27 protein-coding genes and 1 tRNA gene are annotated in these 23,809 nt (G+C 45.2%); 7 read left to right on the forward strand and 21 right to left on the reverse strand.

Annotated features, from left to right (window positions below):
* Positions 1 to 218: 218 nt before the first annotated feature.
* From GKG43_RS05220 to GKG43_RS05230, 3 genes are all read right to left on the reverse strand, one after another.
* Positions 219 to 818: a hypothetical protein gene (locus GKG43_RS05220; RefSeq protein ID WP_050642126.1), complete on the reverse strand. Its 600-nt coding sequence runs from the start codon at positions 816 to 818 to the stop codon at positions 219 to 221.
* Between the two features lie 248 nt (positions 819 to 1,066).
* Positions 1,067 to 1,783 (reverse strand): YdcF family protein, encoded by a 717-nt coding sequence (locus tag GKG43_RS05225; protein ID WP_055154847.1) that lies wholly within the window; start codon positions 1,781 to 1,783, stop codon positions 1,067 to 1,069.
* A gap of 105 nt (positions 1,784 to 1,888) precedes the next feature.
* Positions 1,889 to 2,404: an SEC-C metal-binding domain-containing protein gene (locus GKG43_RS05230; protein WP_025657330.1), complete on the reverse strand. Its 516-nt coding sequence runs from the start codon at positions 2,402 to 2,404 to the stop codon at positions 1,889 to 1,891.
* Positions 2,405 to 2,734: 330 nt separating this feature from the next.
* Here GKG43_RS05230 and GKG43_RS05235 point away from each other — a divergent pair, with 330 nt between their 5' ends.
* Complete coding sequence (locus GKG43_RS05235) at positions 2,735 to 2,959, forward strand: hypothetical protein (protein WP_025657329.1); 225 nt, start codon at positions 2,735 to 2,737, stop codon at positions 2,957 to 2,959.
* A 4-nt stretch (positions 2,960 to 2,963) separates the two neighbouring features.
* Here GKG43_RS05235 and GKG43_RS05240 read toward each other — a convergent pair whose 3' ends face one another.
* From GKG43_RS05240 to cls, 3 genes are all read right to left on the reverse strand, one after another.
* Positions 2,964 to 3,125, reverse strand: a complete 162-nt coding sequence (locus GKG43_RS05240) for a hypothetical protein (RefSeq protein WP_153920911.1) — start codon at positions 3,123 to 3,125, stop codon at positions 2,964 to 2,966.
* 490 nt (positions 3,126 to 3,615) lie between these two features.
* Positions 3,616 to 4,905, reverse strand: coding sequence for an adenylosuccinate synthase (locus GKG43_RS05245; protein ID WP_050642123.1), 1,290 nt, complete (start codon positions 4,903 to 4,905; stop codon positions 3,616 to 3,618).
* Positions 4,906 to 5,087: 182 nt separating this feature from the next.
* Positions 5,088 to 6,647, reverse strand: coding sequence for a cardiolipin synthase (cls, locus tag GKG43_RS05250; RefSeq protein ID WP_050642122.1), 1,560 nt, complete (start codon positions 6,645 to 6,647; stop codon positions 5,088 to 5,090).
* A gap of 229 nt (positions 6,648 to 6,876) precedes the next feature.
* On the opposite strand from cls, the gene GKG43_RS05255 reads away from it, so the two are divergent.
* On the forward strand, positions 6,877 to 7,164 hold the full coding sequence (locus GKG43_RS05255; protein WP_070102496.1) for a hypothetical protein: 288 nt from the start codon (positions 6,877 to 6,879) through the stop codon (positions 7,162 to 7,164).
* Positions 7,165 to 7,209: 45 nt separating this feature from the next.
* Here GKG43_RS05255 and GKG43_RS05260 read toward each other — a convergent pair whose 3' ends face one another.
* A complete protein-coding gene (locus GKG43_RS05260; RefSeq protein ID WP_055154848.1) occupies positions 7,210 to 8,607 on the reverse strand; it encodes a PLP-dependent aminotransferase family protein in 1,398 nt (465 codons plus the stop codon).
* Positions 8,608 to 8,690: 83 nt separating this feature from the next.
* Positions 8,691 to 10,358: a glutamine--tRNA ligase/YqeY domain fusion protein gene (locus tag GKG43_RS05265; RefSeq protein ID WP_055154849.1), complete on the reverse strand. Its 1,668-nt coding sequence runs from the start codon at positions 10,356 to 10,358 to the stop codon at positions 8,691 to 8,693.
* 216 nt (positions 10,359 to 10,574) lie between these two features.
* Here GKG43_RS05265 and GKG43_RS05270 point away from each other — a divergent pair, with 216 nt between their 5' ends.
* A complete protein-coding gene (locus tag GKG43_RS05270) occupies positions 10,575 to 12,047 on the forward strand; it encodes a sodium-dependent transporter (RefSeq protein WP_050642119.1) in 1,473 nt (490 codons plus the stop codon).
* A gap of 48 nt (positions 12,048 to 12,095) precedes the next feature.
* Here GKG43_RS05270 and GKG43_RS05275 read toward each other — a convergent pair whose 3' ends face one another.
* The 3 genes from GKG43_RS05275 to GKG43_RS05285 form a co-directional block, all read right to left on the reverse strand.
* Positions 12,096 to 12,800, reverse strand: a complete 705-nt coding sequence (locus GKG43_RS05275; protein ID WP_050642767.1) for an NUDIX hydrolase — start codon at positions 12,798 to 12,800, stop codon at positions 12,096 to 12,098.
* A gap of 180 nt (positions 12,801 to 12,980) precedes the next feature.
* Complete coding sequence (locus tag GKG43_RS05280; RefSeq protein WP_055154816.1) at positions 12,981 to 14,495, reverse strand: DUF4367 domain-containing protein; 1,515 nt, start codon at positions 14,493 to 14,495, stop codon at positions 12,981 to 12,983.
* A gap of 5 nt (positions 14,496 to 14,500) precedes the next feature.
* Positions 14,501 to 15,016: a sigma-70 family RNA polymerase sigma factor gene (locus GKG43_RS05285; protein ID WP_055154817.1), complete on the reverse strand. Its 516-nt coding sequence runs from the start codon at positions 15,014 to 15,016 to the stop codon at positions 14,501 to 14,503.
* Between the two features lie 224 nt (positions 15,017 to 15,240).
* Here GKG43_RS05285 and GKG43_RS05290 point away from each other — a divergent pair, with 224 nt between their 5' ends.
* On the forward strand, positions 15,241 to 16,119 hold the full coding sequence (locus tag GKG43_RS05290) for an AraC family transcriptional regulator (protein ID WP_173020079.1): 879 nt from the start codon (positions 15,241 to 15,243) through the stop codon (positions 16,117 to 16,119).
* Positions 16,120 to 16,345: 226 nt separating this feature from the next.
* On the opposite strand, the gene GKG43_RS05295 is transcribed toward GKG43_RS05290, so the two are convergent.
* Complete coding sequence (locus tag GKG43_RS05295) at positions 16,346 to 16,675, reverse strand: hypothetical protein (protein ID WP_050642115.1); 330 nt, start codon at positions 16,673 to 16,675, stop codon at positions 16,346 to 16,348.
* 203 nt (positions 16,676 to 16,878) lie between these two features.
* Between GKG43_RS05295 and GKG43_RS05300 the strand changes: the two genes are divergently transcribed.
* Positions 16,879 to 17,466, forward strand: coding sequence for a DUF6512 family protein (locus GKG43_RS05300; protein WP_050642114.1), 588 nt, complete (start codon positions 16,879 to 16,881; stop codon positions 17,464 to 17,466).
* Positions 17,467 to 17,572: 106 nt separating this feature from the next.
* On the opposite strand, the gene GKG43_RS05305 is transcribed toward GKG43_RS05300, so the two are convergent.
* Both GKG43_RS05305 and GKG43_RS05310 read right to left on the reverse strand, forming a co-directional pair.
* Positions 17,573 to 18,271 carry a hypothetical protein gene (locus GKG43_RS05305; protein ID WP_050642113.1) on the reverse strand — a complete coding sequence of 233 codons (699 nt, stop codon included), beginning with the start codon at positions 18,269 to 18,271 and terminating at the stop codon, positions 17,573 to 17,575.
* 4 nt (positions 18,272 to 18,275) lie between these two features.
* The gene (locus GKG43_RS05310) at positions 18,276 to 18,728 is read right to left on the reverse strand and encodes a LytTR family DNA-binding domain-containing protein (protein ID WP_050642112.1); all 453 of its coding nucleotides are present in this window, start codon (positions 18,726 to 18,728) and stop codon (positions 18,276 to 18,278) included.
* A gap of 228 nt (positions 18,729 to 18,956) precedes the next feature.
* On the opposite strand from GKG43_RS05310, the gene dtd reads away from it, so the two are divergent.
* Positions 18,957 to 19,403, forward strand: coding sequence for a D-aminoacyl-tRNA deacylase (dtd, locus tag GKG43_RS05315; protein ID WP_050642111.1), 447 nt, complete (start codon positions 18,957 to 18,959; stop codon positions 19,401 to 19,403).
* 58 nt (positions 19,404 to 19,461) lie between these two features.
* On the opposite strand, the gene GKG43_RS23570 is transcribed toward dtd, so the two are convergent.
* A complete protein-coding gene (locus GKG43_RS23570; RefSeq protein ID WP_255350421.1) occupies positions 19,462 to 19,596 on the reverse strand; it encodes a hypothetical protein in 135 nt (44 codons plus the stop codon).
* 56 nt (positions 19,597 to 19,652) lie between these two features.
* On the opposite strand from GKG43_RS23570, the gene GKG43_RS05320 reads away from it, so the two are divergent.
* On the forward strand, positions 19,653 to 19,832 hold the full coding sequence (locus GKG43_RS05320) for a hypothetical protein (RefSeq protein WP_050642110.1): 180 nt from the start codon (positions 19,653 to 19,655) through the stop codon (positions 19,830 to 19,832).
* A 133-nt stretch (positions 19,833 to 19,965) separates the two neighbouring features.
* Here the strand turns inward: GKG43_RS05320 and GKG43_RS05325 are convergent.
* The 6 genes from GKG43_RS05325 to rlmB all read right to left on the reverse strand — a co-directional run bounded on the left by GKG43_RS05325 (position 19,966) and on the right by rlmB (position 23,790).
* Positions 19,966 to 20,038: transfer RNA gene (locus tag GKG43_RS05325), tRNA-Thr, on the reverse strand.
* Positions 20,039 to 20,218: 180 nt separating this feature from the next.
* Positions 20,219 to 20,875: an ABC-2 transporter permease gene (locus GKG43_RS05330; protein WP_055154819.1), complete on the reverse strand. Its 657-nt coding sequence runs from the start codon at positions 20,873 to 20,875 to the stop codon at positions 20,219 to 20,221.
* A complete protein-coding gene (locus GKG43_RS05335; protein WP_055154820.1) occupies positions 20,872 to 21,723 on the reverse strand; it encodes an ABC transporter ATP-binding protein in 852 nt (283 codons plus the stop codon). The genes GKG43_RS05330 and GKG43_RS05335 overlap by 4 nt, the downstream gene beginning before the upstream one ends.
* Positions 21,724 to 21,725: 2 nt before the next feature.
* Entirely contained in the window at positions 21,726 to 22,097 is a 372-nt protein-coding gene (locus GKG43_RS05340; protein ID WP_050642107.1) for a GntR family transcriptional regulator, read from the reverse strand.
* A gap of 254 nt (positions 22,098 to 22,351) precedes the next feature.
* Positions 22,352 to 22,966: a sigma-70 family RNA polymerase sigma factor gene (locus GKG43_RS05345; RefSeq protein WP_050642106.1), complete on the reverse strand. Its 615-nt coding sequence runs from the start codon at positions 22,964 to 22,966 to the stop codon at positions 22,352 to 22,354.
* 53 nt (positions 22,967 to 23,019) lie between these two features.
* Positions 23,020 to 23,790, reverse strand: coding sequence for a 23S rRNA (guanosine(2251)-2'-O)-methyltransferase RlmB (gene rlmB / locus GKG43_RS05350; RefSeq protein ID WP_055154821.1), 771 nt, complete (start codon positions 23,788 to 23,790; stop codon positions 23,020 to 23,022).
* Positions 23,791 to 23,809 lie beyond the last annotated feature (19 nt).

Genomic DNA, 23,809 nt, shown 5'->3' on the forward strand with positions numbered 1-23,809 from the left:
ATGCTTCCGAAACAGGGAGTTTTCAGCCTTGGCTCCCCTCTCTGGCGCTCTTCCACACTCTACTCGTCTCGTCTGCGTGTTATTATTATGTTTCCATCCATGTCAGGTAATTTCACAAAGTACGACTACAATGTCTGTGGGAGATACCAATTCCTCTCCGCCCGCCATTGCCGTTATTCTTGTTTTTCGTGATTCATCTCTCCCCTATAGAGGTGGGCTTATCTTGTTGAATCTAAACTCATTATAACATCACGGTTATTTTTGTCAACCATATTTTCTATATCTAATCCGGCCGTATTTCCAGCAATTTTCGGGTGCCTGATTTTCATGAATGCTCCGAATAGCAGCCTTGTCAGCGGTCCTGCTGCAAACAGATTCCAAAGCAGTGCCATGGGAAAATTCTTCAGCAGTGTCCCTGCCCAGATGGCCGGCAGCTGGCTCACGGGCGCATGCCCCAGGATAATATTAAACAGTATGGATGCCGCCAAACTCATGGTAGGACACATAATCAAAACTGTACATCCGGACATCATAAGTGTCATATAAAATGGATTATCGATTTCAGGACGAACGATTTTTCCGGCGAGCTTGCGTCCAACTCTGTTTCCCCACAGATTTGAAAAGATAAACACAAGGATCCACATATACGAAACTTCTATAAGCGCCTCCAGAAAAACGTGATTTGTCATATTACTGAAACTGCCTGCCATTGTATGATACCCCTGTTTAATTGCAACATTGTATACTTCCATACCATAAGCCATGGTTATGGACATGAGTGCCCCATATAGAATCCGCTGAAATTTTGTTTTTGGCATAATAAGCCCTCCTTCTCATATTTGCTGTCCTGCATTATTCTGCAGATATAAGAAAAAGGCGTATAATCTTTGAATTTACACTCATAGACTACGCCTTAAAGACTTATTTCTATTGGTATCATATGCCATATATACGAATATGGGGATTATGGCCTTTTTCTTCATTCCATTTCTATTTTAACAGATTTTTTTATTTTGTCAAAGCACTGTTTTAATTTTTTATTGTTTTGGATCCAATGCTTTTTATGTTACTGCCGTATCTTTATCCAGAGAACTGCAAAAAATTCCCTCACAAGATAATTCAGCTGCAGAACCGGATTTGAGCCTGCTGCGATTCCCTTAAGGTTTGTGAAACCTGCCTTTTTCCCAATCAACAGCGCGCGGTACAGATGGAAATTATTAGTCACAACTGCAGCCGGCTGTTCAAGATCTCCAATCATCCTGCCGCTGTTTTTCATGTTTTCCCAGGTGGATGTGGAACTGTCCTCCTGAAAAATTCTGTTCCTGTCAATCCCCTGCTGTTCCAGATACACGGCCATTGCCTCCGCTTCTGTTATGTCCTCGCCTTTCCCCTGCCCTCCGGATACAACTGCCTTTGTCTCCGGATACTGCTCCAGGTAAACCAATGCAGCATCCAGTCTGCGTTTCAGGGAATTTGTAATTTGGGTTCCTCTTACCTGTGCTCCAAGAATGATAATACAGGGCACCTCTTCTTTGATCCTTCTCAGCATGGCCCTGCAGATCCAGGCCTCCGTATAGAGAAAGACAGCCCAGCAGATCAGCACAATGACGGACAAAAGCTGTCCGGCGGTTCCTCCCGGATCAAGATAGGCCAGTAGCAGGTGCAGCGCCCCGGCAGCAGGCCAGAACAGAGAAAAGGTTGAGGCCCATTTTCTTGTGTACAGATACATCACCAGATAATACATGATGCAAAAAACTCCGGTTATCAAATAATAAATTCTCATTAAGTTCTCCCAGTTATAATCAGATATTCAAAAATCCTCCGGCTTCCGTGCCCAGAGGATTTCTTTTACAATATACTGCCGAAGTATGCCGCCCCGCTTCATAGTCTAGGCGTTCTTACCACAGCACTTTTTATATTTCTTGCCACTGCCGCATGGACATGGATCATTTCTTCCAATCTTCTTTTCCTTACGGACAGTTCCTGACTGTTTCTGTTCGCGGAACAGACGCTTTTTTGACTCCTCATCGAAGATCTTGTCCCACTGGGGAAGCTCGTACAGCCACTCTGCCTTTGCATCCACCATGTTCTTGTATAACTTTTCCTTATCAAAAGCCAAGCTGACTTCTGTTGTTTCTGTCATCGTCTCAATCGGATTCGGTACCTTCAGGCTGTCATTGATGCCGTCCAAAAATCCAACCATCGTCATAACGTCCTGTCCATATTTTGCAGCCAGCTCTTCTACGGTTCCCTTTACTTCCTCATCCGGTGTCTCCAGAAGTTGTTCATAAATTCCCTTTTCAATATCAAAATAGCCGCCCCAGAACTCTTCCAGCTGGTTTTTTGTAAGCTCCTTGTTATAGGCTATATCCCGCCATTGATCCAGTAAACTTTTTTCACTCATTGTATATAACTCCTTTTTTCAAAATTTCGCTCGTGTCCCCATTATATAACAAAATTTACGGTTAGTAAAGAATTTATGGTCAATCCTCTACTACAGGATTTCAATTATGTAATAGTTCGGGCAGGCCAGAACTGTTCCCCAATTGCCCCCTATACAGTAAAAACAAAATACGGGACATTCCGGGCAGATACGCCTGCCTGGACATCCCGTTTCACATTTCACATTGATGCTTTTCACAAAAAGCACCAACTGCCGAAATCTTATTTGAAATACGTCTTTGTTTCGCTTATAATAAAACTATCTTATTATGTATGATAGAAAGGATTTATAATGAAAAAATCGAAACGTATTTTAGCACTGATCGGTGCCGTTCTTCTCCTATGTCTGTATGGCAGTACTTTGATTTTTGCTTTTGTTGACCGTTCCGCATCCTCGGGCCTGCTGAAAGCTTCCATTGCTGCTACGATATTACTGCCTGTTCTGCTGTATGCCTACACTTTAGTTTATCGTTTATCCCAAAAGAAAAAACCGGATGACTCAGATGAGGATCAATAGCCCTCTACACGAATAATGTTGCAATTTCCAGGGCAGCGCTCCATTCTGCTGCTCTTCTTTTTTGCGGTTCTTTCATGAATTCTGTTCTTCTTTTTTCTTGTCTTCTCTCCAGGTATTCTTCCATCGAAATTATCTCTTGAGTTCTTTCATTGTTGCTCTGACGCATAAAAATACCTCCTTTTCTTATAAGCCTCAGCCTTATTATTATATGTATACTCACCCGTAAATATGCCAAATAATGTAATCCGGGGGCTTACTTCAGAACGAATTTCTGCGGCTGCTTTACCGGTATACATCACCCCTTTTGGCATATGTATATTCTACTGTGTAAATGTGACAGAGTTATGGCAGAAATATAAAGATTTTATTATCTAATTCTTATAAGAAATTGTACAACTATGCAGTTAATTTTCGATATAACGGTCTTCTGCGGAATCTGCCTGACTAGAACAAAGTGGGCAAGCCCACCCCAACTCCCCCCCTCACTCATAAGGGGCCTGCACGCTTTGGCGCCGCCGCGATGCCGCTTTGCGGCTATATACCTTATCGCAGCGTGTGCATCCCCCGAAGGGTTTTTATGATATAGGAAATTCCAGAGGAATTACCTATATCATAAAATACAGCAGGATTTTAAAAAATAAAATCCTGCTGCACTGCTACTCTGATATTATATTACGGTAAATGATGTCTTCTCTGCCCGGCCCATTGCTGATCAGAGTGATCGGGTAGCCAATCTCTTTCTCAATAAACTCAATGTAATTACGGCAATTTTCCGGAAGATCTTCATATGACTTAATTCCGCGGATATCCGTTTTCCATCCCGGCAGTGTCTTAAGCACCGGTTTTGCCTTTTCAAGCAGATGGGTTACCGGAAAATCTGTTGTAACCTCACCGTTGATCTCATACCCCACGCAGACTGGAATCTCATCCAGATAGCCCAGGACATCCAGTACGGTAAAGGCCACATCTGTTGTTCCCTGCAGTCTGCAGCCATATTTGGAGGCAACACAGTCAAACCAGCCCATACGTCTCGGACGTCCTGTGGTTGCACCGTATTCACCGCCGTCACCGCCGCGCCGTCTCAGCTCATCTGCCTCATCTCCAAAAATCTCGCTGACAAATGCACCCGCTCCGACTGCGCTGGAATAAGCCTTGCATACCGTGATAATCTGTTTGATCTCATAAGGCGGAATACCTGCCCCTATGGCGCCAAATGCCGCCAGCGTGGAAGAGGAAGTGACCATTGGGTAGATTCCGTGGTCAGGATCTTTGAGTGATCCCAGCTGTCCTTCCAGCAGTATATTTTTCCCGTCTTTCATAGCATTGTAAAGATACAGAGAGACATCGCACACATAAGGTTCTATCATCTCTTTATATTCTTTCAGTTCCTTATATATATCCGCAGGATTGATCTGTGGTTTGTGGTATAGGTGCTCCAGCAGAACATTCTTTTGTTCCGCCACACGCTCAACCTTCTCCCTGAGCAGTTCATCATCAAACAATTCGCTTACCTGAAAGCCTATTTTTGCGTATTTGTCAGAATAAAACGGCGCAATCCCCGACTTTGTGGAGCCAAACGATTTCCCGCCAAGCCTCTCCTCCTCATATGAATCGAAGTTTTTGTGATAGGACATAATAATCTGTGCTCTGTCGGACACAAGAATCTTCGGCTTCGGAACCCCCTGGTCTACAATTGACTGGATTTCCTTAAACAGTACTGGAATATCCAGTGCAACGCCATTGCCGATGATACTGGTTGTATGGTTATAAAATACTCCGGATGGCAGCGTATGCAGTGCAAATTTCCCATAATCATTTATGATCGTATGGCCTGCATTTGCTCCTCCCTGAAAACGGACAATGATATCGGATTCTTTTCCAAGCATGTCTGTAATCTTGCCTTTTCCTTCATCACCCCAGTTAGCACCTACTACTGCTTTTACCATGTCAAACCCTCCTGTGTGTATTATTGCTTATAAGTCACCATTAGCAATCCTTATAAATGAACCGCCTAATGAATTATACTATATTTTTCCCAATATGTAAATTATTATTTTACCAAAAAAGGACAGAAAAAAAGGACAGCCCCTCTTACATCGAGGTCTATCCCTTTTTGCCCGGCAATACTTTACATTAAAGGCGCAATCAGCCGGAGTACTCTTCCGCAAATGGCCATAAGCGGGCCGGTCTTGTTCAAGTCCGCTATGGAAATTCTCTGGCATTTTTCCAGAGTTTTCTGGAAATCTGACTCTATCTCTCTGACAACCGGATTGTTGTAAATAAAGACGCCGCACTCAAAATGCAGATACAGGCTCCGATAATCCAGGTTGATGGTCCCCACGGTTGCCGTGTCGTCATCTGAGACAAATATCTTTGCATGTACAAAACCGGGAGTAAATTCATAGATCTGAACGCCTGCTTCTATTAATTCCCGGTAATAAGTCTTGGCAACTGCAAATGCATACCACTTGTCCGGAATATGCGGCATGATTATGCATACTTCTATCCCGCTCTTGGCCGCTCTTGTCAATGTATCGAGCATTTCATTGTCCAGAATCAGGTACGGAGTCATGATATGGACATATTTTTTAGCATGATTCAGAATATGGAAATAGACTTCTTCCCCCACATCTTCGTTGTCGTAGGGACTGTCTCCGTATGGAATCATGAAGCCAAGTTCGCGGTGCAGTTCGGCCGACATGGGTGTTACATAGTTTTTATACTGATCCGGCTTTAGTTCGGTCACATTCCACATCTGAAGAAACAGCATGGTCAGGCTCTGCACTGCATCCCCCTCCAGCATGACCGCAGTGTCCTTCCAATACCCGAAACGAACTTTCCGGTTGATATACTCATCTCCCAGATTGATGCCTCCTGTAAAACCGGTTTTTCCATCTATCACACAGATCTTCCGATGATCCCTGTTATTCTGCGTGGTAGACAGCACCGGACGTATGGGGCTGAACATCTTGCATTGGATGCCATACTTTCTTATCGTTTTAGGATAATTATAGGGAAGAAGGGAAATGCTGCACATTCCGTCATACATGAAACGTACTTCTACGCCCTCCTGCACTTTACGCTTCAGAATATCGAGTATAGAATCCCACATATATCCCTCTTCTACAATAAAGTATTCCAAAAAGATGAATTTTTCCGCCTTCTCCAGACGCTCTAATAAAACGGAAAACTTTTCTTCCCCGCATGCAAAATAAGTTGCTTTTGTATTTCTGTATGTAGGAAACCCAAGCTGGTGCTTCATGTAGTGTGCCAGATTCGCATTGGCAGGCTTGCTCAGACGCAGATCGTCTATAATCTCCTGCTTTTGTTCCATATACTGCCATGTATCCAGTTTCAGCCTGCCGAGGCGTTTTCCGATATATCTGGTACCCAGCTGGGACTTGACATAAAGATAGAACAGGCATCCGAACACCGGAAAAATCAGGATCAAAAGCACCCAGGTCATATTGAATGCCGGATTCCCTCTCTGGTTGATAATATATATCACAATCACGGCGCCCAGAATATTCATGGCACTGTATACGTATACAACATAATCTCTCAGATACGTTGCTATCCCAAGCATCAGCAAAAATTGTACTACTACGAGCAGCAGGATCAAAGCCGTCCGGCTGAATACAATACTGAGCGCCCCTTTCTTCGCCTTTTCTGCAGTTTTATTTTCCATAATCCCTCACACACTCCTCAATTGGCTTATACTTTAACAGTTTAACACATTCTACGGACGAATGGTAGATTAATAGTTACTATTCATAGCTGTGAATCGTAATGATTAATACGTCTGCAGCAGTTTATTTTTTGAGCACAATTTTGAGTACATTGTTGTAATTGCGTCCAAAAAGTATTACAATAGAAAATGAGTTTAGTTATTATCCCATAGAAAGGAGACTTATACATTGAAAAAGTTTTTAAAATGGTTCATAAGTCTTGCAGCTATTGGTTCTGCAATTGGCCTTATCATAGCTTATTTCTGTAAAGGCAGATGCTGTGACGGTAGCTGTGATGACAGCCAGGATGATACAGAAGAGGATGATTTTGACTTGGACAGCGATCTGGAGCCCGTTCCTGACAGGGAATATGTTCCGCTGAACAGAACATCTGATGCTGCTTCCGACAACAAATCGGAAGGAACTGACAAGGAAGAAAAAGGATCTGCCGAAGCTCCTGTCGAAGAAAAAAAATAGATTTCATATCTCACGGAACCTGGACTATTGTCGCAGGTTCTTTTTCTATTTCCACGCCTCATCCAGTATCCTGACCGCTTCCTGTATCTTCTCCTCATTCATATTGGCATAGCCCAGCAGGATGGTCGCCTGTTTTCCCGCCTGCGGTTCTATATAATATTCCGTCAGCCCGTAAACCCTGACGCCCTTTTGGGCCGCCCGAGCTGTCAGCTCTTCTTCTGTCATATGATTATGAAAATGAAGCAGAAGGTGCACGCCGGCATTCTCCCCGGATATTTCACAGCGGTCCTGGAGGCTTTTCAGGCACCCTAAAAGCGTGTCATGTCTGCTCTTATACAAGGCCCTTGTTTTATTCAGATGCCGCTCGTAGTATCCCTCTTCGATAAACTTTTGAAGAATGAGCTGATCTACCTTGGAAACGGTAGAATTTAAAAAACTGCTTTTTTCCTGATACAAGACCAACAGGGATTTGGGAAGCACCATGTAGCTCATTCGGATTGCGGGAGCAATGGATTTTGAAAAGGTGCCCATATATATTACCTTATCACAGCTGTCATATCCCTGCAGCGCCGGGATCGGCTTACCTTTATAGCGGAATTCACTGTCATAATCGTCCTCTATGATATAGCGCCCCTCCTGCTCATTCGCCCATTTCAGAAGTGCCAGCCTTCGTTTGATCGGCATGACGATTCCAAGGGGATACTGATGGGAAGGCATGACAAAAGCTATGTCCGCGTTAGATTCCGTCAGTTTTGTGATCTCCATTCCCCTGGAATCCATATCAACTGTACAGACCTCATAGGAAAGGTTTTTAAACAGCCGGTATGCCTGCTTATAAGTGGGATTTTCCAGCGCCACCTTGTGTTCATGGCCGATGACCGTCGTGAGAAGCATAAGCAGGTAGTCATTTCCTGCTCCTACGATAATCTGTTCCGGCTGGCAGTTCACGCCCCTTGCCTGATGCAGATAGTCACAGATCGCTTCCCGAAGGCCGTATTCCCCCTGCGGCTCACCAAGACGGAACATCTCCGCCCGGTCATCCATCAGGCAGTCCCTGGACAGCTTCCTCCAGGCATTATAAGGAAAGCTGTTCAGATCAACGCCGTTTGGGGTAAAATCATACAAATACCGCTTTTCTTCACGTACGGGTCCTCCCGGGATTCTCTTTGGGCTCTGTTTCAACTGATATAATTCCTCAATCTGCGCTACAAAAAAGCCCCGGTACGGTTCCGATTCCACATACCCTTCCGAGAGAAGCTGTTCGTATGCCAGTTCTACCGTGCTCCGGCTTACTTCCAGATAACGGCTCAGGGAACGGGTGGACGGAAGCTTTTCCCCGCTTTGTATCCGGCCGCTCTGGATGTCCTTTTTTATATAGCTGTAAATCTGCTCGTACAGCGGTATATTCGATTTACTCTGAAGATTTATTGTTAGTTCGTTCATATCATGCCTCCAACACCGGGGCTCCCCGGAAATCCCTATTGCCAAAGGGACAGGTCTGATTAATAGACCTGCCCCTTTCCTGTTTATTTTGGTAATCTAAAAGAACTTTTCAGCGAAACTATACGATTGAATACAAGAGCTTCCGGCTTGGAATCTTTTGCATCTATGCAGTAATACCCGTTTCTGACAAACTGGAAGCTGTCATAAGGTGCCGCATCTTCAAAACTTGGTTCTACAAAACAGTCTTTCACTATAGTGAGAGAATTCGGATTCAGATTCAGTGAACCATCTTCCTTATTGTAAACGCCCTTTTCCTCGTCTACCAGATTCTCATATAACCTCACTTCGGCTTTCACGGCATAGGGAGCCGGAACCCAGTGGATCGTGCCCTTGACCTTCCTGCCCGTGAAACCGCTGCCGCATTTTGTCTCCGGGTCATAGGTGCAGTGGACTTCCGTAATCTTTCCGTTTTCATCCTTCACAAAACTCTCGCATTTTACAAAATAAGCGTGCATCAGGCGGACTTCATTGCCCGGGAACAGCCGGAAATACTTCTTCGGAGGTTCCTCCATAAAGTCATCTCTTTCAATATAAAGTTCTCTGCAGAAGGGAACCTTCCTGCTTCCAAGCTCCTCGTTTTCCAGATTATTTGCCACGTCCAGGTATTCAACCTGTCCTTCCGGGTAATTGTCGATGATCAGCTTAATCGGATCCAGCACAGCCATCATACGCGGCCTCTTCATCTTCAGATCCTCACGGATACAGTATTCCAGCATCGCATAATCCACAGAACTCTGGCTCTTGGATACCCCGCACATCTCAATGAACAGCTTAAGGGACTCCGGTGTAAATCCTCTTCTGCGCAGAGCTGCGATTGACACAAGACGCGGATCATCCCAGCCATCTACTATGCCGTCCTCCACAAGCTTCTTAATATACCGCTTGCCGGTCACGACATTTGTAAGGTACAGCTTTGCAAACTCAATCTGTCTCGGGGGCTGTTCAAACTCACATTCCTTTACCACCCATTCGTAGAGCGGGCGGTGATCCTCAAACTCCAGCGTACAGATGGAATGGGTGATTCCCTCGATCGCATCCTCCAGCGGATGCGCAAAATCGTACATCGGATAAATACACCATTTATCTCCTGTGTTGTGATGGCTCATACGGGCGACACGGTAAATAATCGGGTCTCTCATGTTTATATTCGGTGATGCCATATCAATCTTTGCACGAAGGACCTTCTCCCCATCCGCATACATGCCGTCCTTCATATTCTGGAAAAGTTCCAGATTCTCCTCCACCGAACGGTTCCTGTAAGGGCTTTCCTTGCCGGGTTCGGTCAGGGTTCCCCTGTATTCGCGGATCTCTTCCGGTGTCAGGTCACAGACATAGGCCTTTCCTTTTTTAATCAGCTTAACCGCGTACTCGTACATCTGTTCAAAGTAATCGGATGCAAAATACAGATGATCTTTCCAGTCTGCCCCCAGCCACTTAATATCTTCCTTGATAGAATCCACAAATTCGACCTTTTCCTTTGTAGGGTTTGTGTCATCAAAGCGCATATTGAACTGTCCGCCATATTCCTGCGCCAGTCCGTAATTTAAAAGAATAGACTTGGCATGTCCGATATGCAGGTAACCGTTTGGTTCCGGCGGGAATCTCGTACAGACATGGTCATACACACCCTCGGCCAGATCCTTGTCTATCTCCTGCTCAATAAAATTCTTTGAAACTGTCTCGTTTTCCATAGTTTCCTCCTCAAGTAGTAACATTCTGCCAATTATCTTACCATAAAATGTATACCACGACAAGGACTGCCGCCCAATATTTTCATTTCACTTTCATCGGAAATATGATATACTGTTATGGTTTAAAGCGAAAAAGGAGTGCAAGGGGGTCAGACCCCTCTGCAGAGGGGTCTGACCCCCTTGCACTCCTTTTTCAGATAATTTGGGAGGTTGTTTATGAAAAGAGAAAAATTTGGGTCCCGTCTTGGCTTTATTCTCGTATCGGCTGGATGCGCCATCGGACTGGGGAACGTATGGAAATTCCCGTACATGGCCGGTAAATTTGGGGGAGCGGCATTCATTCTGATCTATCTGATATTCCTGGCGATCCTGGGTCTTCCTATTATAGTGTGTGAGTTCAGTGTTGGAAGAGCCAGCCAGAAAAGCATCGCCACTTCCTATAACGCCCTGGAACCGGACGGCACAAGGTGGCATTTTACCCGCTGGTTCGCAATCGCCGGCAATTACATACTTGTCATGTTTTACTCCATGGTGGGCGGCTGGATGCTCTACTACTGCTTCCGCATGGCCAGAGGTGATTTTTCCGGTATCGTATCGGAACAGGTGACTGCCAACTATGACCAAATGCTGGCGTCTCCGGGAACTTTGATGCTCTGGACCGTCATTGTCATTCTGATTGCTTTCGGAATCTGCAGTATCGGACTTCAAAAGGGCGTGGAAAAGATTATGAAGGTAACCATGATCTGCCTGCTGGCTATTATGGTGGTTCTCGCAGTCCGTTCTGTTACTCTGAGCGGTTCCAGCGAAGGCCTGCGCTTCTATCTCGTGCCGGATTTTCATAAAATGGTGGAAAACGGAATCGGAAATGTTATTTTCGGCGCCATGAGCCAGGCATTCTTCACGCTCAGCATCGGAATGGGCGGGATGGCTATCTTCGGCAGCTACCTGGACAAGTCCCGTTCTCTGACAGGGGAATCGCTGAGTATCGTAATCCTGGACACTTTTGTAGCGCTGATGGCCGGGCTCATCGTTATACCTGCATGCTTTGCGTTTAACGTAGAGCCCGCCGCAGGTCCCGGACTTGTATTCATCACGCTGCCCAATATCTTCACACAGATGGCAGGAGGCAGAATTTGGGGGTCCCTGTTCTTCCTGTTTCTGTTTTGTGCTGCACTCTCTACGATTGTGGGCGTTTTTGAAAATATCGTGTCCTTTGGAATGGATCTGTTTCATTTCAGCAGGAAAAAATCGGTCGGGATCAATATCCTGCTGATCGCTGCCTTAAGTATTCCATGTATCCTTGGATTCAGCGTATGGTCCGGCTTCCAGCCTCTTGGAACCGGAACAAACATCATGGATTTGGAAGACTTCCTTGTATCAAACAATATCCTGCCGCTGGGCTCCGTTGTCTATCTGCTTTTCTGTACCCATAAAAACGGCTGGGGATGGAAAAACTTCATTCAGGAGGCCAACAGCGGCCAGGGAATGAAGTTTCCTGAAAAAGTCCGGGGCTACATGACCTACATCCTTCCCTGGATCGTAGTCATCATATACCTGAAGGGCTACTATGATATGTTCAGTAAACAAAGCACGGCTATCTTTGTGATTTGGATGCTTATAGCGGTAGCTTTCCTCGCAATGATACTGTTTGTTACGGGCAAAAGGAAGAAAAAGGGGAACGACAGGTAAACGATGCCGGCATATTGGCAGTGCTGGCACCGTTTATACCGCGCATGGTTACTCCTTCAGCCTCCCACGCAGAATCGTCATGGCCTGGGCCACGATTCCTGCGTGGTCCACTGCGATCATCCCCTGCTCGGAGACTGTAAAATGCTCTTCTCTGATCAGGCCCCGCCTCAGCGTGTGTTCTACCACGGCCCTTGTATCAAGACACTTCTCTTTGTTCACAAAATGCAGAATATAGGTCCTTCTGACTGCTTCTTTTTCATTGCTCTCTGCTGCCAGTTCCATCTCCACGTTACACCAGGCCGCATCGGCCGCGTCGTCTCCGGCCTTTATATTGACATCTTTTTCATCCACCATTGCCATGTAGGCTGTCGTTATGACTCTGGTGCGCGGATCCCTGTTATAGGCTCCAAACGTAGCGAACTGCTCCATGACAGGATTTTTCAGACCTGTCTCCTCCATAAGCTCTCTTTTCGCCGTGTCCTCCAGATCCTCCTTCATCTCTATAAAACCTCCGGGCAGTGCCCAGAAGCCAATGCTGGGATGGTTGCTGCGCTTCACCATCAGGATCTTGAGCCCTTCGAGGGATTCCGACAGCGCACCGTCGTGAGAAAATACAACCGCATCCGTTGTACAGCTTGGTTTTTCATATTTATAAGGATCATAGTCCTCCAGAAAGTCCTCCAGCGTCTGTCCCGCCGGATTTTTATCATGGGTCCCGTAAAATGGTGTGATATCTTCCAAAAATGTTGGCATCTGTTTCTCCTCCTGCTGCATTTGCCTGTCTCATATAATTAGTTTGTTCATTCAGGTGATATACTCTGAGCTGTAATAGAAAGACGGAACGAGGATGTTTCCCCGTCCCGTCTTTCTATTATATGAGATTTTATGCTTTCTGTAAACAGCTGCTTTCTTCATTCATTCTCCGGACATGCTCTAGCCGATCTTTACGTATGGGGATGCAATTATGCTGCCGTCCGGATTCACACCGCTGGTGCCGCCGAAGAACCAGAGGTACAAATGGTCCAGCTGGTCTTCGTCTGCAACATAGACAAGAGTATATTCTATCTCTTCGCCTGCTGCTATAGGCCGGAAAAATGCAGATTTCAGCCTCTGAATCCCTTCTGTATAATAAATATCGTCAAAATAAAATGGGAAGCTGCTGCCATTATTGGACATCCACTGCATGCCATACCCTTCATTCGCCGCTCTGAAACTATCTGCCGGATAAGCACAGCTGCCGTCTTCTCTCGGAATCAGTGTGGTCAGATCCGGGGCGATTGGAATGCCCATCATCTGATTGCTCTCTGACTGCGTATCTGAATAGTTCTTTGCCTTCATCTTAACAACAACATATTTGGACTGTACGGTTTCAAGCACACCGTCCTGAGATTCTAAACCATCTTCACCAACCGTATACCGATATCTTTCATGGGGTTTCAGCGTCCCGTCTTCCTGCATCCACGGAGACACTTCATCGTAGCGTACAAAATTCTCCGCCGGATATTCTGACAGCGGCAGCGCATCCAGGATCTCCACATCCAGCACCGTAAAGCGGACATCATCCACTATACCCTGCTGTACCAGTTCCTCTCCGTCGGCTCCCATAACAAGAGGATCTTTGATTTCCTGCCCGATTTCATAAATATCGTCCGCCGCCACTCCGGCCTGATAGGTCCGGGTACTGTTCTGTTTATCAGCTTCCTGATCAGCTTCTAACTTTTTCAGTTCTTCGTCTGTCATATAGGCAACCGTCTCATCCAGAACCTCAATCTTCAGCCCTTCTGCAACCTTGATTACTTCCTCCGCCGGAAGGTCACTTTCGCTCCACACCATCACGCCGTATCCATACTCTTCATTAAACAGATAAATACGCTTTACCGTCTCCTCGCTGTCTGTGTAAAAACTGTCATTGACGAATACGTCGGTCTTCATTCCACTGATATCCAGAGATTCTATGTGGGAATCCTTTGCATAGGACATGAAATCCGCGCCGCCCGTGCGCTCCAAACTGTCCAGTTCTGCTGCATTATACGAAATAATGGAGATGCCTCCGCCATTGTCCTCATTATGCCACTTGCCCCCGTATGGGCTGTCCTCTCCGTACAGCGTATACCCATCCGGTATATAGGTAGGCTCCACAGAAATCATATGTGCCTCCTTTTCCCGGTCCACATGAAAACTATAGTTCACAGTGTCTTCCTTTTCCACAAGGTTTGCAGAAAGAAATTTATTAGCCGCCAGGGTGACAACTGACATCCCCGCTGCCATCACCGCAACTGCAGCTACCGCTACCCAGGTACGGCGCTTCTTCGTATACTTCATCGTAACCTTTTTTCCAATTCCGAGCTGCTCATAGGTATCTTGAATCCGTGCCTCTATATTCTCCGGGATTTCAACATCCTGCCGTAAAATTCGTTCTATTTCCTTTTTTGAATATTCGTTCTTCAACTCTGCTACCTCCTTTGAACTGCCACTTCCAGCCCATATACTTTTTCAAACTGCCTGCGCCCCCGGACCAGCCTTGTCTTGACCGTACTCTCTTCCAGTTCCAGTATCTGTGCAATTTCTCTGATCTTGAAACCTTCCGAATAATACAAAAGCAAAACGATCCGATACTTGTCATCCATCTGTTTCATCAGTTCTTCAAATTCATAATTCTGAAGCGCCATACATGTACCCTCCTGTTCCGGAACAGTATTTGAGAGATATTCCCGTTTTCCGGCTCTCAAAATGTCGTTACATTTGTTGATCAGAATACGTATCAGCCATGTTTTAAAATACTTGGGCTCTTTCAGCCTGCCGATATTCTCATAGCATGTAATAATCGTTTCCTGTATGGCATCTGCAATGTCTTCCTGTTTATGCAGGTAGCTTCTTGCAGTCTTGTACATATCCTGCTTTACCAGTTCGATCAGTTCCACAAAAGCTTGATCGTCGTGCTTCTGTGCTCTTTTAATAAGGTATTTCAACAGAAGACCTCCTTCCCCTCATCAATGCCGGCATGATTGTCTTTCACTTATTAGACGTACCGGGACAGCAAATAGTTTCAGACTGCCGCTAAAAATTTATAAATAAGAAACAAATAATTTCTGAAATTTATCGTAATATTACGAAACAACATTAACATTTCGATTATCTTCCAATGTTTGCCAGTTCGTATTCATGTTATTCTATAAAAAAGGGGGATGCCGTTATGAACGATAAATTAGAATGCCTGTTCAGTGCACATTATGGAGATAGAAATTTTCTGAACAGAAACTGTCAGCATTATTACTGCGATGTCCTATCGATTGCTTCCGCAGGGGAATCGACTGAGTATCTTTCCAGTCCGTTCTGCCATTCACATCATGCTTACGAATTCATGATTCCATACAGCCCTCTTCCACTCATCATATATGAAGACGCTGTGTATATCGGGGAGGCTGGCTGTGTATATCCCGTGCAGAGCGGCCGGATGCACGCATACAGGTACCGCAATTCCAGCATTGCCCATAATAATATTGTAATTGAAAAGGACTTTTTTGAACAGATCCTGCAGGAAAAAGGCTGCTATGGAAAAGAGTTTGATATGAGCTTTGAACTTACGAAAGAAGCCGGAACCTATATACGTTATTTTAAAGAGGAATTTTCCAAACAAAATGACCGAGATTTCTCCAAGCTGATTCATCTCTCGGCCCTTATTGCTTCTGTGTTCACAGATTGCGAATTTAGTAAAAAAAGAGACCGCCTGAAAGCTCCCCCGCAGTATCAAAAGGGAATCTATCAGATAGTCTCTTATATGAACCAGCACTATGCGGATGACCTGCAGGTAGAAACACTGGCGGCCATGTGCGGCCTTTCCCGCACTTATTTTATAACTGCATTCAAGAAAGCAGTCGGGGAAACGCCTTACAATTATCTTTTAAAACTGCGCATCGCCAAATCGCAGCTGCTGCTGGAGAATCCCAATTACTCCATCAAGGAAATCGCCCTGCTGTGCGGTTTTCAAAAGCCTAACACTTTTTCCTCCCTCTTCCGAAATTATACCGGCATGACACCTACCGAATATAAACAAAAACTGCTGCTTCCGTAACATCCCCCAATTAAATCCTCAGCTTCTGAAGTGGGTGTTTCCACACCTGCCGCAGACTATAGCCTATGACATCATTGGTTTCTGCCAGTCTCCTGTCTTTTCTCTCTGCTCCTCGATCTTGGTTCTCACAGACCTACAGAAGACCGGCATAATATGATCCGGACGGCTCTTGCATACCATGGCACACAGGAACCCTCCCCCTGGAAGTCAGGGAACTCTTGCTTAACTATGCCAAAAAAGTTTCAATATTGGCAAGCAGTTCTATAAACCGGCAGTCTAATTCTGCCTTTTCCGCCGCACTCTTTGCAGCAAAATCGAATCCTGGAATACCAATCAGCACATGATTTGCAGCGCTCCAGTCCCGTATTAAAATCTGTTCCATCTGTTCCCATCCCTCATACTGTACAAGAAAACAGATCTCCAGATTGTATTTCATATTTTCAAGACACCTGTAAAAATATGGAATCTCTTCCATCTGAAGTTCACGAATAAAATCCAACAGTTCATCAAGGCATTTTCTTAACGGAACAAGATCTTCTCTGTCCAGGCTCTTCATGGTATTACCCCCCTCATTCAAGCCTGCACCGAAAAATCACCCCTGAATCTTTTTGTATTATAGCATAATCTCATGGAAATCACTCTACTTTCCGACATATTATAACAAAAATCGACAAAATGTGGCGTCCGGGAAAAACCACGTATATATCCAGTTATTCCGTACATACTATTAGAAAAAATATCCTTTTGGAGGGTGCCTTAATGAAACCTTTTAACAAAAGAAATAAGCGGCTTTATATAAGTACAATCATCGGAGCCATCTTTGTCTCTGCAGCAGGAACGCTGCTTCATTTCGTCTACGGCTGGACAGGGAATCACTTCATTGTAGGGCTCTTTGCCCCTGTAAATGAATCCACCTGGGAACATATGAAGCTGCTTTATTTCCCAATGCTGTTATACTGTGCCGCGGAATACTTCTTCCTGGCGGGACACTATCAACGGCTGATCCGGGCGGATCTGGCCGGCATACTGGCAGGAACATGGCTGATTCCTGTCGCCTTTTATACTTACACAGGGATTTTGGGCTTCCATACGCTGACACTGGATATACTGACCTTTCTCTTCAGCGTCTTAACCGCATTTTATGTGCGCTGCCACTCCCTTCTATTGCCCGGACATATAGAACATACCCTTTTTGATAAAATATTCAAAACAAAACCAGGGACGAAGTGCCGCGGACTGTCGGGCCCTGCCTTTTTCTATTTCATATGTGTCCTGATAACAGGCGTATGCTTTCTCATCTTCACTTATTACCCTCCTGCAGCCGGCCTGTTCGTTCCCCCCTCCTGATTCGGTCTTCTTTGGGAATCCCATCCCTCAGCATGAAAAGGAGAAAGCCAGCGAAAGCTTCTCCAATTCGGATAAGCTTTCGCTGACTTCCTCTCATGTGCCTTTACTAAATATAAATAATTGTAACTCCGGCAAAGCTCACTTTCCCATTGAGAACCAGGGAAACAGTACCGTCCGGCTGGCATCTTCCCTTCTCGTCAACTCCACCGAATGCTGCGCTCAAGTGATTTACTACCTGCCAGCTGCGTGGAATATAGAGTTCCACTCCACCAAAGGAAACATCCAGCTTAACAGCTGCCTGCCCCTGGGGGACTTCTGCATGGTCAAAGTACACCTTCATGGCGCCGAAGGAACAATGGATACCGGCTCCCCTGAAGTCTTCGGAGTTAATATACTTAATACTGGAGCCAAAGGAGCTTTCCATCCTCATCGCATCCCCGTCTATCGTCTCCACCTCACTGAAGCTGTCGTCAAAGTAGGTACTGTGCTGATGCCAGCTCCGCTCCGGGCGGTACAAAAATGCCGCACCGATACTTCCGAGAAGAGCCGCGCCCAGAACCGTCCATGGGGTCAGCGCCGTAATTCCCAGTGGTTCTGCATAGATAATGCAGAGAAACGCCAGTGAAAACAATACTCCCGGTATGCTTCTGTGGATCGCGCTCTTAATCAGTGTCGCTGCAAAGATCACAGACAGAAGCAGCATCCAGATACTGATCCCCGTATTCAGGATCCCCAGCCTGCTGATGACCAGAAGCACCGCCCCAATGATAAAAAATATTCCCCAGAATAATCGCTCTTTTTTCATGTCTTTACCTCTTTTCTTCCAGCCGGTTGCGAAGCGGCTTGTAATAATATCTGGATACATATACCTGTTTGTGTGTTTCCTTAAACTGGACCACACAGGAAGTGGATACGGAACGGTTGATTGCATAGATGCTTTTCGTGTTCAATATCGTAGACTTGGATACTCTCATGAAATATCCCGGCAGAATTTCCTCCAGTTCATACAAACGGTGCCGGATTTTATAAATGTCATCCGCCGTATGTGCATGGATTGCCTTTCCGTCAGTCTCGAAGAAAAGGATATCGGTAAGCATCAGATAGTACTCTGTTTCTTCTTTGTAGAATACGATCCGCTGCTCCTGCCTGGAGATTTCGCTCAGCGCCTTCTGCACTTTCTGTACCTGGTCATTCAGGCTGCTGCTTCTGATAATGACCTCTTCCTCTGTTAAGTTCTCATCAATTTCAATTCGTATTTTCATCTCATTTCCCTCTCCACGCATTTATCTAACCATAAATAAGCCGGCCTGTAAATATAAATATCGCATGTGGTAAAAAAGGGAAGGCAAGTGGTTAGAAAACGGGTCTCATGTGCCGCTGTAAAATACGCGGTAAAATACACGTAGGTTTTTTCAATACCGTCTGGACTTTATCCGGCCTTCAGTATAGAATAAATACTGGATGATTTGTAAAAACGGAGGAATAAAAAAATGAAATTTGTGATACAGAGAGTATCTGAGGCATCAGTAGCAGTGGATGGCAATGTAATTGGTTCTATTGAAAAGGGATATCTTGTACTGATTGGAGTATCCGACAGAGATACCGAGACGACCGCGGACAAGCTGGTTCGCAAGATGACGGGACTTAGAATATTTGAGGATGAGAGTGGTAAGACGAACCTCTCGCTGGCCGACGTGGAAGGCAGCCTTCTGTTGATTTCACAGTTCACGCTGTACGCAAACTGTAAAAAAGGAAACCGCCCCAGCTTCATAGAAGCGGGCCAGCCTGACAGGGCGAATGCCCTCTATGAATATATCATAGAAAAATGCAGGGCATCCGTACCCAATGTGCAGACCGGAAGTTTTGGGGCAGAGATGAAAGTCAGCCTCGTCAACGACGGTCCCTTTACTATTATTTTGGATTCAGAGGATCTGTAGCATACTCCTGCCGCTTAATATTTGCTGATACATCAAGGATGTTCCCGGTTCGCGAATCTTATTCTTTCTCATACCCGTTCTTTTTATAGCAAACGAGGAACAGTACAAAAGCGAGCAAAATTTCCCCAACCAGAACGATCATGTGGAGGGCCTTCATGGTAAATGCGGTTCCGGCTGCATAGGAGTACACCATCTCAGAGACGACTCCTGTGTAAAGGAACTTTGAGATCTTTCCCAGAGAAGGGATGAATGCCGAGCAGCATGCCCAGAATGCAGCTTGTAATACTGGCAAGCGCCGTTGCAAGCAGGTACATGCCCAGAGGAATTAATAAAATCCAGGCGTTCCGTTTCTGTATAGAGTACAATCCGGTGAGTCCGGGAGGACGTCTCAAAACAGATGATATCTTTCAGGGGAATATGACGTACTGAGTCCCCTGTTTTTTCTTGTAAACTATTTCTTATACTTACGGGGGATGGGAGCAGCGTATTGATTCGTTTGGTGGTACGGGAATTACTGCAAAAAAAAATACTCCCGATAGGGAGTCTGTTGAAAAGAATGAAAAGCTGTCGAGCGGAATCGAACCGCCGACCTCCGCCTTACCAAGGCGACGCTCTACCGACTGAGCCACGACAGCCTGTGCGCGTTACTTACGCAACGATATTAATATACACTAAACCTAGTCTGATTGTCAACATATATTTGAAAATTTATCAAAAGTCAAATCACTATGCATGGCCTATGATCCATGCCATGCATAGTAACTACCGATTGGATGTACCCAGCAAAAGTAAGGAATAGCCGCCATCCACCTTTGTCAATACTGCTTTTTCTCTATAATCTTTAAGGACGCGAAATAGGAAACCGCAGTCAACAGGATACACCCAACGCCTGCAAACAGCGCCGCCCCTGCAAGGCTTGCAGATGGGAGGCTGTTAATTATAAGAACCAGGTCTATCCCCATCATCCCCAAAAGCTTCACCACGGCAAATACCACCAAAAATACAGCTCCCACCACTCCGATAATTGCTATCCTGCTTTTATCAACTCCGAATTTTAACTGGACAGGCAGTGTGAAATCCAGAAATACAATTGCAATGATCAGATAAAACATCATGCTTATCAAGCTTTCCGTAATATCTGTCCCAGGATGCCGGAGTACGGTAAATACTAATACGATTCCCCCTGAAACCACCCATGCCGCAGCAGCGATCAAAATCCCCAGCACATATTTCTCGATGACATACCCTTTTTTGGTAATGGGAAGCGTAAATAAAAACGCTCTTCCATTGTCAAGTTCATCATAACTTATGGTGGTCAGTATAAACATTGTGAAAATGATTGTAATATAATTCATGATAAATAGCAGATTCATATTTGTAAATGCCATCATGATACCAACAATACATATAATATAAAAGAAATTCAGCTGATTTTTTAGTAAACAGAGATCTTTAATTATTAGCCCTTTCATTTTCCTTCACCTCGTATCATCATTGCTATTGTTTCATCAATATTACCGCGTTCAATTGTGGCATCCGGATAATTATCCAGGTAAAACTGTTTTTCATTTGTCAGGCAGCTGTAGCCGTACCCTTCTCTCTTCCTTTTTATGATAAAACGCTTATCCAGCTTCTCATACTGTGCTTCAGTCACCTTGATTACTCCATAGTCACTCAGGAGCCTGTCGGTCTCTTCGTGCATAATAATCCTGCCGTTATGAATCATATAAATGTCATCGCAAAGTCCTTCCAGATCGCTTGATATATGGGAACTGATCAGAATGGAGCCCTCTCCGTCTTCCATATACTCCCGCATCATATCCAACAGCTCATTTCTGGCCATCACATCCAGTCCGACCGTCGGCTCATCCATGATCAGCAGGCTGGCTTTATGCGACATCGCAACCAAAACTTTCAGCTTTGCTTTCATACCGGTAGAAAAATCTTTGATTTTTTTATCAAATGGAATCTCGAATGTTCTGCACCTTTTTTCAAATTCCACTTTATCAAACCCCGGGTACATACTGGCCATCACCGGAATGATGTCCTTTATACAAAGGTAACCGCTGAAACCCGAGTCAGAAAGTACAACACCCAGTTTTTCCCTTTCTTCCGTTCCAATCTTCTTGATGTCTTTTCCGAAAAGTTCGATCTTCCCGCCGTCGATAGCGATTAATCCTAACACCGCCTTAAATGTGGTACTCTTTCCTGCCCCATTCTGACCGATCAGCCCTGTAACACATCCCTTGTGTACCTCCAGAGAACACTGCAGATCAAACTTTTCATAATGTTTTTCAACGTTTTGTAATTTTAATACCATAGCTAATCCTCCAAGATAATCTGAAATAACTCTGTAATCTCTTCATTGCTCATTCCACAGCTTCTCCCCTTCCTGATCGCTTTTTCCAGGTCGGCTTCCACTTCTTTCTTCTTCTCCTCCAGCATCAGTTCCTGATTCGCACAGGCTACAAAGCTTCCCTTTCCATGGACGGTTACGACAAACCCTTCCTGTTCCAGGGCATCATAGGCCTTTTTTACGGTCAGTGCACTGACTCTCAGATCCTTCGCCAATGTTCTGACAGACGGAAGCGCTGTATCTTCTTCAAGTTCCCCCTGCATAATCTTATTTCTGACCTGTGCTACGATCTGCTCGTAGATTGGCTGCATGGAAGAATTGTTAATTATCAGCTTCATTTTCTCCCTCCTTTGTCTACAAACAGTATATAACAGTATTATACTGTTGTCAACTGTTTTATACTGTTTACTCAAAATAGTGAGTTGCTTGGTTACCGTTCAGACCGTGCCGTGCACCCTGCTGCACGGCATCGGAGCCGATGAAGTGATGGTTTCGGGGCATCTGGCTCTAACATCAAAAAATCTGGCAAGACCTTTCCGTCATTACCAGATTCTTTCCTCTATCTCATACCTTATATAAGGCACAAAAACCGCTATCTTGCCAGCAGTTTCTCAGCCTTTCCCCGAATCCGCTGGAGCGCATTGTCTATGGCTTTAGGACTTTTTCCCAGCAGTTCGGCTATGGTTTTATAATCCGTTCCCATCAGATGCAGATACAACACATGGTTTTCCAGGGCACTGAGATTTCCTTTCAGTTCCTCCACAAAGACCTCTGTCATCTCTCTGCCAAAATACAAAGTCTCCGGATTATTTTCCACGACAGGTTCTATCGTATCAATCAGAGGTATCTTTTTTTCCTCATCCGTGCCTTCCCCGGCCTCATACAGGGAAATATAAGAATTAAGCGGCATATGCTTTTTTCTCTTGGATGCCTCTATTGCCGTATACATCTGCCGGGACACACACAGTTCTGCAAAGCTGGCAAAGGAGGCGCCCTGAGAAGGACTGAAGTCCCGAACTGCCTTAATCAGCCCTATCATGCCTTCCTGTATCAGATCTTCATTCTCACCGCCTATGAGATACATCGCTCTCGCTTTTTTACGAACCATGGATTTATACTTTACCATCAGATAATCCATAATTTCCGAATTACCTTTTCGAAACTCCAATATCAACTGTTCATCTGCAATTGTATCATATTTCTCCATCGGCCTTTTCCTTTCCAACGGTAATCCTCTGCTCTATTGAAAACCACGTCCTTTTAGCGCATTCTCTGCCGGACAATCTCGTAGGCCAGCACTCCCGCCGCTACGGATGCATTCAGGGAGTCGATCTCGCCTTTCATAGGAATGGCGGCAATAAAATCACACTTTTCTTTTACAAGACGTCCCACGCCTTCCCCTTCGCTCCCGATCAAAAGTCCGATAGAGCCGGTCAGATTCAGTTTGTACATGGATTCACCGCCCATATCCGCACAGACGAACCACATACCCCGTTCCTTTAATTCTTCCATTGTCTTCGCCAGATTTGTTACCTTCGCCACCGGCGTATAATTCAGCGCGCCCGCGGAAGTCTTTGCCACTACAGCTGTCAGGCCCACTGCCCTGCGTTTTGGTATGATAACACCATGGGCCCCCGCCAGATTCGCTGTACGGATGATTGCTCCCAGGTTATGCGGGTCTTCTATATTATCCAGCAGAATAAAAAACGGGTCCTCACCCCTTTTTTCTGCAAGTTTAAACATATCTTCGATATCGGCATACTCGTATGCAGCAGCACAGGCGATTACCCCCTGATGCTTGCCTGTTTCCGAAAGCTGCGACAGTCTTTCCTTTCCCACAAAATTTAATATGGTATCGTGCTTTTTCGCCTCCCTGACTATTGTCCGTACCGGACCGTCCTGGCACCCATCCAGTATGAATACTTTATCAATCGGCCTGCCTGACCGGAAAGCCTCCAGCACTGCATTGCGGCCTTCAATTATCAGCGTATTGTCGTTTTGTTCTCTTTCATTTCTATTATTTTCCTGCATTATATTCTCCATTTATATC

Source organism: Eubacterium sp. BIOML-A2 (assembly GCF_009680135.1).
GTDB classification, from domain to species: Bacteria; Bacillota; Clostridia; order Lachnospirales; family Lachnospiraceae; genus Faecalicatena; species Faecalicatena contortus_B.

Coding starts and splice junctions, on each gene's coding strand:
- GKG43_RS05220 (WP_050642126.1), bottom strand. CDS start 818: ATGCCAAAAACAAAATTTCAGCGGATTCTATATGGGGCACTCATGTCC.
- GKG43_RS05225 (WP_055154847.1), bottom strand. CDS start 1,783: ATGAGAATTTATTATTTGATAACCGGAGTTTTTTGCATCATGTATTAT.
- GKG43_RS05230 (WP_025657330.1), bottom strand. CDS start 2,404: ATGAGTGAAAAAAGTTTACTGGATCAATGGCGGGATATAGCCTATAAC.
- GKG43_RS05235 (WP_025657329.1), top strand. CDS start 2,735: ATGAAAAAATCGAAACGTATTTTAGCACTGATCGGTGCCGTTCTTCTC.
- GKG43_RS05240 (WP_153920911.1), bottom strand. CDS start 3,125: ATGCGTCAGAGCAACAATGAAAGAACTCAAGAGATAATTTCGATGGAA.
- GKG43_RS05245 (WP_050642123.1), bottom strand. CDS start 4,905: ATGGTAAAAGCAGTAGTAGGTGCTAACTGGGGTGATGAAGGAAAAGGC.
- cls (WP_050642122.1), bottom strand. CDS start 6,647: ATGGAAAATAAAACTGCAGAAAAGGCGAAGAAAGGGGCGCTCAGTATT.
- GKG43_RS05260 (WP_055154848.1), bottom strand. CDS start 8,607: ATGAACGAACTAACAATAAATCTTCAGAGTAAATCGAATATACCGCTG.
- GKG43_RS05265 (WP_055154849.1), bottom strand. CDS start 10,358: ATGGAAAACGAGACAGTTTCAAAGAATTTTATTGAGCAGGAGATAGAC.
- GKG43_RS05270 (WP_050642119.1), top strand. CDS start 10,575: ATGAAAAGAGAAAAATTTGGGTCCCGTCTTGGCTTTATTCTCGTATCG.
- GKG43_RS05275 (WP_050642767.1), bottom strand. CDS start 12,800: ATGCCAACATTTTTGGAAGATATCACACCATTTTACGGGACCCATGAT.
- GKG43_RS05290 (WP_173020079.1), top strand. CDS start 15,241: ATGAACGATAAATTAGAATGCCTGTTCAGTGCACATTATGGAGATAGA.
- GKG43_RS05295 (WP_050642115.1), bottom strand. CDS start 16,675: ATGAAGAGCCTGGACAGAGAAGATCTTGTTCCGTTAAGAAAATGCCTT.
- GKG43_RS05300 (WP_050642114.1), top strand. CDS start 16,879: ATGAAACCTTTTAACAAAAGAAATAAGCGGCTTTATATAAGTACAATC.
- GKG43_RS05305 (WP_050642113.1), bottom strand. CDS start 18,271: ATGAAAAAAGAGCGATTATTCTGGGGAATATTTTTTATCATTGGGGCG.
- GKG43_RS05310 (WP_050642112.1), bottom strand. CDS start 18,728: ATGAAAATACGAATTGAAATTGATGAGAACTTAACAGAGGAAGAGGTC.
- dtd (WP_050642111.1), top strand. CDS start 18,957: ATGAAATTTGTGATACAGAGAGTATCTGAGGCATCAGTAGCAGTGGAT.
- GKG43_RS23570 (WP_255350421.1), bottom strand. CDS start 19,596: ATGGTGTACTCCTATGCAGCCGGAACCGCATTTACCATGAAGGCCCTC.
- GKG43_RS05320 (WP_050642110.1), top strand. CDS start 19,653: ATGCCGAGCAGCATGCCCAGAATGCAGCTTGTAATACTGGCAAGCGCC.
- GKG43_RS05330 (WP_055154819.1), bottom strand. CDS start 20,875: ATGAAAGGGCTAATAATTAAAGATCTCTGTTTACTAAAAAATCAGCTG.
- GKG43_RS05335 (WP_055154820.1), bottom strand. CDS start 21,723: ATGGTATTAAAATTACAAAACGTTGAAAAACATTATGAAAAGTTTGAT.
- GKG43_RS05340 (WP_050642107.1), bottom strand. CDS start 22,097: ATGAAGCTGATAATTAACAATTCTTCCATGCAGCCAATCTACGAGCAG.
- GKG43_RS05345 (WP_050642106.1), bottom strand. CDS start 22,966: ATGGAGAAATATGATACAATTGCAGATGAACAGTTGATATTGGAGTTT.
- rlmB (WP_055154821.1), bottom strand. CDS start 23,790: ATGCAGGAAAATAATAGAAATGAAAGAGAACAAAACGACAATACGCTG.